Source organism: Mitsuaria sp. TWR114 (genome assembly GCF_007997345.1).
On the sequence record NZ_VOSR01000336.1, the window covers coordinates 1 to 6,389 of the forward strand.

The 6,389-nt window shown below is 67.7% G+C and carries 11 protein-coding genes; 3 read left to right on the forward strand and 8 right to left on the reverse strand.

What is annotated here, in order from left to right:
• Positions 1–80: 80 nt before the first annotated feature.
• Positions 81–521 carry a CHASE3 domain-containing protein gene (locus tag FUT87_RS13360; protein WP_147241336.1) on the reverse strand — a complete coding sequence of 147 codons (441 nt, stop codon included), beginning with the start codon at positions 519–521 and terminating at the stop codon, positions 81–83.
• Positions 522–568: 47 nt separating this feature from the next.
• On the opposite strand from FUT87_RS13360, the gene FUT87_RS13365 reads away from it, so the two are divergent.
• The gene (locus FUT87_RS13365) at positions 569–1,201 is read left to right on the forward strand and encodes a response regulator transcription factor (RefSeq protein WP_091729829.1); all 633 of its coding nucleotides are present in this window, start codon (positions 569–571) and stop codon (positions 1,199–1,201) included.
• Here the strand turns inward: FUT87_RS13365 and FUT87_RS13370 are convergent.
• From FUT87_RS13370 to FUT87_RS13380, 3 genes are all read right to left on the reverse strand, one after another.
• Positions 1,179–1,610, reverse strand: coding sequence for a response regulator transcription factor (locus FUT87_RS13370; RefSeq protein WP_091729826.1), 432 nt, complete (start codon positions 1,608–1,610; stop codon positions 1,179–1,181). The genes FUT87_RS13365 and FUT87_RS13370 overlap by 23 nt on opposite strands.
• 178 nt (positions 1,611–1,788) lie before the next feature.
• The gene (locus tag FUT87_RS13375) at positions 1,789–2,106 is read right to left on the reverse strand and encodes a BON domain-containing protein (protein ID WP_091729824.1); all 318 of its coding nucleotides are present in this window, start codon (positions 2,104–2,106) and stop codon (positions 1,789–1,791) included.
• A gap of 34 nt (positions 2,107–2,140) precedes the next feature.
• Positions 2,141–2,335 carry a hypothetical protein gene (locus tag FUT87_RS13380; RefSeq protein ID WP_091729820.1) on the reverse strand — a complete coding sequence of 65 codons (195 nt, stop codon included), beginning with the start codon at positions 2,333–2,335 and terminating at the stop codon, positions 2,141–2,143.
• A 245-nt stretch (positions 2,336–2,580) separates the two neighbouring features.
• Between FUT87_RS13380 and FUT87_RS13385 the strand changes: the two genes are divergently transcribed.
• Together FUT87_RS13385 and FUT87_RS13390 are read left to right on the forward strand one after the other, a co-directional pair.
• Positions 2,581–2,865, forward strand: coding sequence for a hypothetical protein (locus tag FUT87_RS13385; RefSeq protein WP_147241337.1), 285 nt, complete (start codon positions 2,581–2,583; stop codon positions 2,863–2,865).
• Between the two features lie 84 nt (positions 2,866–2,949).
• Complete coding sequence (locus tag FUT87_RS13390) at positions 2,950–3,558, forward strand: DUF2242 domain-containing protein (protein ID WP_255511816.1); 609 nt, start codon at positions 2,950–2,952, stop codon at positions 3,556–3,558.
• 9 nt (positions 3,559–3,567) lie between these two features.
• Here the strand turns inward: FUT87_RS13390 and FUT87_RS28765 are convergent, their stop codons facing one another.
• The 4 genes from FUT87_RS28765 to FUT87_RS13400 all read right to left on the reverse strand — a co-directional run.
• On the reverse strand, positions 3,568–3,750 hold the full coding sequence (locus FUT87_RS28765) for a hypothetical protein (protein ID WP_186830522.1): 183 nt from the start codon (positions 3,748–3,750) through the stop codon (positions 3,568–3,570).
• Entirely contained in the window at positions 3,747–4,412 is a 666-nt protein-coding gene (locus FUT87_RS13395) for a hypothetical protein (protein WP_147241338.1), read from the reverse strand. Before FUT87_RS13395 ends, FUT87_RS28765 begins: the two co-directional genes overlap by 4 nt.
• A gap of 136 nt (positions 4,413–4,548) precedes the next feature.
• On the reverse strand, positions 4,549–4,917 hold the full coding sequence (locus FUT87_RS30675) for a M3 family metallopeptidase (RefSeq protein WP_255511817.1): 369 nt from the start codon (positions 4,915–4,917) through the stop codon (positions 4,549–4,551).
• A partial coding sequence (locus tag FUT87_RS13400) for a M3 family metallopeptidase (RefSeq protein ID WP_255511818.1) occupies positions 4,917–6,389 on the reverse strand: 1,473 nt, incomplete at its 5' end. The genes FUT87_RS30675 and FUT87_RS13400, both read right to left, overlap by 1 nt.

Genomic DNA, 6,389 nt, shown 5'->3' on the forward strand with positions numbered 1-6,389 from the left:
GATGCGGCGGTTCTCGTCGGCCAGCAGCTCGGCCGAGCGACGGCGGATCTGCTCCATCTGGTCGCGGCCGATGTCGGTCATCATGAGCTCCCGACCGGCCGCTCGCGCCCGCTCTCGTAGAGCTTGAGCACCTCCTGCAGCTCGCTGAGCTTGGCGCCGACGGCGCTGGCGATCTCCTTGCTGCGGCGCTCGGCATCCTCGGCGCGGACCTGCGCGTACATCCGCTGCAGCGCGCTGAGCCCCTGCGAGGCGTCTTCCGCGGCGAAGCGGTAGGGGTCCAGGTATTCCGGCCGGCGGGTGATCAGGTATCCCCGTTGCCCTGACTCCGCGTCGGTCACGCGGGCCATCAGCCGGAGCAGTTCCATCCGGGCCCGGCCCAGCGTGTCCAGGCGGTCCATCTGCGACACGGCGCCGAAGTAGGCCAACTCGCTGATCAGGATCATCAACAGGGCCACGAACACGCCCAGCGGCATCGCCCAGGTCTTGCGACCCAGGTTCGTGACGGTGTCCTTCAGGCTCATCCTCTACACTCCCCGAGCGATTTCGCTCGCTTGACCATCGCCTCACCATGATCCGAATCGCCATCGTCGACGACCACGCGATTGTCCGCGCCGGGCTGCGGCAATTCCTCTCCGAACAGGTCGACCTGCGCGTCACCGGCGAAGCCAGCTCCGGCCGCGAGGCGCTGGACCTGGCCCGCGCCGGCGAAGTCGACGTGATGCTGATGGACCTCTCGCTGCCCGACCAGAGCGGCGTCGAGACCCTGGCCGCCATCAAGGCCCGCAAGCCCGAGCTGCCGGTGCTGATCCTCAGCGGCTTCCCCGAGACCCACTACGCGACCACGCTGCTGCGCCAGGGCGCCAGCGGCTACCTGAACAAGGAATGCGACCCCGAGGAGATCGCCACCGCGATCCGCACCGTGTTCCGCGGTCGCAAGTACATCACGCCCGCGGTGGCCGAGCTGCTGGCCGAGGGCCTGGGCGCGCCGGCCGACCAGGCGCCGCACGAGTCCCTGTCCGAGCGCGAACTGCAGGTCTTCCTGCGCCTGGCCCGCGGCGAAACCGTCGGCCACATCGCCGACGGCATGTCGCTGAGCGTGAAGACGGTCTCGACCTACCGCTCGCGCGTGCTGGAGAAGCTCGCGCTGAACACCAACAGCGAGCTGACGTATTACGCCCTCAAGAACGGGCTGATCGAGTAGCCGCATCGCGATGGGCCGCATCGGCCAGGCCGCCGCAGTAGGCGAGCAGGTCCTCGAGCTCGGCTGACTTGTCGAACACCTTGTCGGCGCCCAGCGCGAAGCAGCGCTGGCGCATGTCCGGCGTCGCGTAGTTGCTGAGCACCACGCGACGCGCCTGCGGCATCCGCTCGCTGGCGGCGCGCAGCACGTTCAGCCCGGTGCCCTGGGCCAGGAAGATGTCGATGATCAGCAGGTCGCAGCCGGGATGGGTTTCCGACAACCAGTCCAGCGCGCCGCGCTCGTCCTCCGCGTGACCGAGCACGCGCAAGTCCACCATCTCCTCGAGCGTCGCCACCAGGTTCTCCCGGATGACGGCGTTGTCCTCGACGAGGAAGCAGGTGAGGGCGGCGCTGGCGGGCTGGGACTCCATGGCGGGACTCGTGTACTTCTCGGAACCACAAGCGGGTGCGCGCGAACGGACGGGATGCGGAGGCACACCGTCCGTTCGCGCACAGCGCCCGGGGCGGTCGGTCAGGCCGCCACCGGGCGCGTGTCGGTCGCGCGTCAGCGCGTCAGGCTGGGCCTCCGCGGCCCGATCGGTCACCCGATCAGTTGCGGATGGCGATCTCGTTCTTGACGCGCTTCACGCCCTTGACCTCGCGGGCCAGGCGCTCGGCATCGGCCTTCTCGGTGGCGCTCTTGGCGAAGCCCGACAGCATCACCTCGCCCTGCAGCGTCTCGACGTGGATGGAGCTGGCGTCGACGGTCTTGGCCTCGACGAACTTGGACTTCACCGCGGTGGTGACGGCGGCATCGTCGACGTATTCGCCGACCGAGGATTGGCCGCGGGTGACGGCGCAGCCCGGCAGCATCGTGATGGCGCCCACAGCGGTGGCCAGGGCGAGAACGGTGGCTCGAATCATCATGTTGATCTCCTTGGATTGATGACAGGGCTCGGACTCACGCGGCGTGGCGGTCTGTCGACACGACGGCAGGGGCCGGCTCGGCGAACGTCGCGGGGGCGTGGTCCATCAGGTAGGGCAGGGCCGCTTCCAGTCCCAGGACCGGTTCGTGGTCGCCGACGGCGGTCCACTGGACCTGGCAGGCGATCTCATGAACATGCAGGGCGAGGGAATGGTGGTCGGCGATACCCATCTGTCGGCTCCTTGTGCACCCCGCGGTGCGCTGGAACTGACTCTACGTATGCCGAACAGCCGGCCCTGTCGTCCGCATGCGCGTTGTTGTGTAGGACAAGCGGAGATCGCCGGCGAATGGCGCACGCGCGGTTCGGATCAAAGGCGGCGAGGGCGATCCCCGCCTGCGGGATGAGGCAATGTCCTACAGGGCGTCGCGGGCGACCCCGACACCCATGGGCATGCGCGCTGCCTACGATCGCGGCCATGGAAACGCTGGAAATTGTGAATGCCGAACTGCTGTTGTCCACCCCGCTGACGGTGGTCGTGCGGGCGCGGCTGGACTTCATTGAAACCGACGGCCACGAGACGCAACGCGAACTGGCCCTGGTGATCCCGCGCAGCCGCTGCGACGGCGACCGCCCGCTATGGCCGGCGCTGATGTCCGCGGCCAGCGAGCACTGGCACCGCTGCCCCGGCAGCGCGCGCCGTCTGCAGGTCTGCATCGACGGCGAATGGGAGACGCTGCTCACCTCGCAGCTGGCCCACTGAGCGCGCGGCCGCACAGCGGTGCGATGACGACGGGGCGTCGTCAGCCCGGACACGGATAATCCGCCGCTGGCCGATCACGGCCCGATGACGATGATCCGACGCCTCACTTCCGATTCCCTTCGCCCCTGGGCCATGGCGGCCCTGGCGGCCGCGCTGCTGGCCGGCTGCGGCGCCTTCGGGCCGGGCAGCGCCGCGCGCAAGAACTCCGTCTACCAGAACGAGCGCTTCGCGGCGGACGAGACCTTCTCGCGCCTGTTCGACGCCAGCGTCAACGACACCTGCGAGGCTGCGCGGCGCGCGCTGCTGAGCCAGGGCTACGTGATCAACACCGCGACGCCGGACTCGATCGCCGGCACGAAGCGCTTCCAGCCCGAGGGCGAGGTGCACGTGGAGATCAGCTTCACCATCGTCTGCGTGCCCGAGGGCGGCAGCGGCAAGCTGGCCACTGCCTACGTGTCCGCGCTGCAGGACCGCTACAACGTCAAGCGCAGCGCCAATTCCACGAGCCTCGGCGTGAGCGCGATCGGCTCGATCTCGGTGCCGCTGTCGTCGACCTCGGAATCACTGGTCAAGGTCGCGTCCGAGACCATCCCGGCCGGACAGTTCTACGACCGCTTCTTCGCGCTGATGCAGCGGCTGTTGAAGGACCAAGGGGCAGCGGAATCGCCGGTCGAGGACAAGACCGGCGGCTGATCTGATTGGCTACTTCGCCTTGAGCGTCGGATCCTCGCGCTGAATCTTCTCTGCCAGTTCTTGAATTTCAGCCTCGATCAAGGGATCGATGTCTGGAAATCCACCGGCACCGTACCGTTCCCGGGTCAGCCTGACGGCTTCCTCGGTCGACATCGGACGACAGAATCGCGCGGCAATTTCCCAAGGGTTCATAGGATCACCTCAATGTTTCGTTCCCGCGCATAGCGGCGAAAGTGCTCCCAACTCGGAGAGGGTACAGCCAAGTCGAACTCCATGTGGAGCGAACGTCCATGACGCAGCCAGAACGCTTGGCCGGCGCGCGTGGCCAGCAGCGCATTCAGGTCTTCGCACTGTCGACAGCACGCCGGGAGTTCCACATTCTGTCGGACCGCGTCGGGCAAGCGAGCATTAAATCCCATTCGCGCCCAGGCGAAATAACCCACCATGGCCGACGGGCCGCTCGTGCTGCTCCAGTCGCCGACCGCACTCGTGGTCACCTTGGAGAAATGTCCAAGCCGCAGCGCCTCATGCAACTCGATGGCCACGCTTCGTGTGCCTATGCCCTGACGGCGAAACCCGGGCCGAAGAACGAAGGCCGCATTGTGGATCTCGAAGACATAACGGCCACTCTCGTCCTGGCTGATCCGTCGGACCAAAGGTTCGCAAAGCAGGTCCTCGTTCACCACTCGCAGGTCGATTGCGCCGTCCGGAGACGGCGTGACGTCCAATCGGCTCCCCTTCGGCGCCCCGGCCAACCGCACCAATTCTTCATCCGCATACCAGCCGTGCAATTCCGGCGCACGGCGCACTTGCACGCTCGCCACGTCGAACCACTTCCTCGTGATCTCATCCATCCGCACTGCTCCACCTCGACAACGAGGCGGAAGTCTGGTGCCGCCAGTGCCTCCCAAAAACGAAAGAGGGCGCCTCGATGAGCGCCCCTTGACCTAGCACAAGCAACGACCCACCGAGGGGTGGGTCGCATCGTCGTCACTCCGCCGTCGTCCCCTGCGGCTTTACCGCGGTGCGGGTCTTCTCAAGGACCAGCCCGCGGCGCTCCAGCAGCGGCTGGATCTGCGGCTCGTGGCCGACGACACCGCGGAACAGCGTCAGCGCGTCCTGGCTGCCGCCCTGCGACAGCAGCTTGGCGCGGAAGGTGTCGCCCAGCTCGCGCTTGAGGCCGCCATTGGCCTTGAACCACTGCACCGTGTTGGCGTCCAGCACCTCCGACCACACGTAGGCGTAATAGCCCGCCGCGTAGCCGCCCATGATGTGGCTGAAGTAAGGCGTGCGGTAGCGCGGCGGCACCGCGTCATAGTCGTAGCCCTCCTCGCGCAGCGCCTGGGCCTCGAAGGCCATCACGCCGTCGGCCGCCGGGATCCGGTCCAGCGGCAGCTGTGCCAGCGCTGGTCCAGGCTCGCGGCGCTCAGGTACTCGGTCGAGGCGAAACCCTGGTTGAACTGCTTGGCCGCCAGCACCTTGTCCAGCAACGCGCGCGGCATCGGCTCGCCGGTCTTGTAGTGCTTCGCGTAGTTCGCCAGCACGCTCGGCCAGTCCGCCCACATCTCGTTGACCTGCGACGGGTACTCGACGAAGTCGCGCGGCACCTTGGTGCCGGCCATGCTCGGGTACTTCACGTTGGAGAACATGCCGTGCAGCGCATGCCCGAACTCGTGGAACAGCGTCGTCACCTCGTCCCAGGTCAGCAGCGTGGGCTTGCCGTCGGCCGGCTTCGGGATGTTGAGGTGATTCGCCACCACCGGCTTCTGGTTCATCAGCCCGCTCTGGTCGACGTAGGCATTCATCCAGGCGCCGCCACGCTTGGAGGGCCGCGCGTACAGGTCGGCCAGGAAGATCGCCAGCTGCGAGCCGTCCGCATTGAACACGTCGTAGACCAGCACGTCGGGGTGGTAGACCGGCAGGTCGCGGCGTTCCTTGAACTTGAGGCCGTAGAGCTGCCCCGCCGCGTAGAACACGCCGTTCTCCAGCACGTTCCTCATCTCGAGGTAGGGCTTGAGCTGCGACTCGTCGAAGCCGTACTTCTCGGCCCGCAGCTTCTCGCTGTAGAAGCTCCAGTCCCAGGCGGCCAGCTTGAACGAGGGCTGATGGCGCGCGGCCTGCTCGCGATCGATCACGGCCTGCAGCTCGGCGCCCTCGCGCCGGGCCGCACCGACCGCCGACGGCGCCAGCTGGCGCAGCATGCCGTTGACGGCCTGCTGGGTCTTGGCCGTCTCGTCCTTCAGCACGAAGTCGGCATGCGTGGCGAAGCCCAGCAGCCGCGCCCGCTCGGCCCGCAGCGTGACCACGCGTGAGACCAGCGCGGTGTTGTCGAAGGCATTGCCGCGCGAGCCGCGCGCCACCGAGGCCTCGTACACCCGCTGGCGCAGCGCGCGGTTCTCCAGCTGCGCCAGCACCGGCTGGCCGGTCGTGTTCAGCAGCGCAATCAGGTACTTGCCGTCCAGGCCGCGGGCCTTGGCGGCCGCCGCGGCGGCGGAGATCTGCTCCTCGTCCAGGCCCTTGAGCTCCTCCACGCTGTCGACGACGACCGCCGAGTCGTTCACTTCCGCCAGGACGTTCTGGTTGAAGCGCGCGCCCAGTTGCGCCATCTCGGCGTTGATCGCCTTCATGCGGGCCTTGCCGTCCTCGTCCAGCTTCGCGCCGGCGCGCAGGAACTGCTGGTACTGGCGTTCGATCAGGCGCTGCTCCTGCGCGCCCAGGCCCAGCGCGGCGCGGCGCTGGTACAGCGCCTCGATGCGGGCGAAGAGTTTGGGGTTGAGCTGGATCGCGTCGCGGTGCGCGGCCAGGCGGGTCGCGTAGTCCGCCTGCAGCTT

Excerpts from the sequence above, each read along its gene's own strand:
- FUT87_RS13360 (WP_147241336.1), bottom strand. The coding sequence starts at position 521 with ATGAGCCTGAAGGACACCGTCACGAACCTGGGTCGCAAGACCTGGGCG.
- FUT87_RS13365 (WP_091729829.1), top strand. The coding sequence starts at position 569 with ATGATCCGAATCGCCATCGTCGACGACCACGCGATTGTCCGCGCCGGG.
- FUT87_RS13370 (WP_091729826.1), bottom strand. The coding sequence starts at position 1,610 with ATGGAGTCCCAGCCCGCCAGCGCCGCCCTCACCTGCTTCCTCGTCGAG.
- FUT87_RS13375 (WP_091729824.1), bottom strand. The coding sequence starts at position 2,106 with ATGATGATTCGAGCCACCGTTCTCGCCCTGGCCACCGCTGTGGGCGCC.
- FUT87_RS13380 (WP_091729820.1), bottom strand. The coding sequence starts at position 2,335 with ATGGGTATCGCCGACCACCATTCCCTCGCCCTGCATGTTCATGAGATC.
- FUT87_RS13385 (WP_147241337.1), top strand. The coding sequence starts at position 2,581 with ATGGAAACGCTGGAAATTGTGAATGCCGAACTGCTGTTGTCCACCCCG.
- FUT87_RS13390 (WP_255511816.1), top strand. The coding sequence starts at position 2,950 with ATGACGATGATCCGACGCCTCACTTCCGATTCCCTTCGCCCCTGGGCC.
- FUT87_RS28765 (WP_186830522.1), bottom strand. The coding sequence starts at position 3,750 with ATGAACCCTTGGGAAATTGCCGCGCGATTCTGTCGTCCGATGTCGACC.
- FUT87_RS13395 (WP_147241338.1), bottom strand. The coding sequence starts at position 4,412 with ATGGATGAGATCACGAGGAAGTGGTTCGACGTGGCGAGCGTGCAAGTG.
- FUT87_RS30675 (WP_255511817.1), bottom strand. The coding sequence starts at position 4,917 with ATGGCCTTCGAGGCCCAGGCGCTGCGCGAGGAGGGCTACGACTATGAC.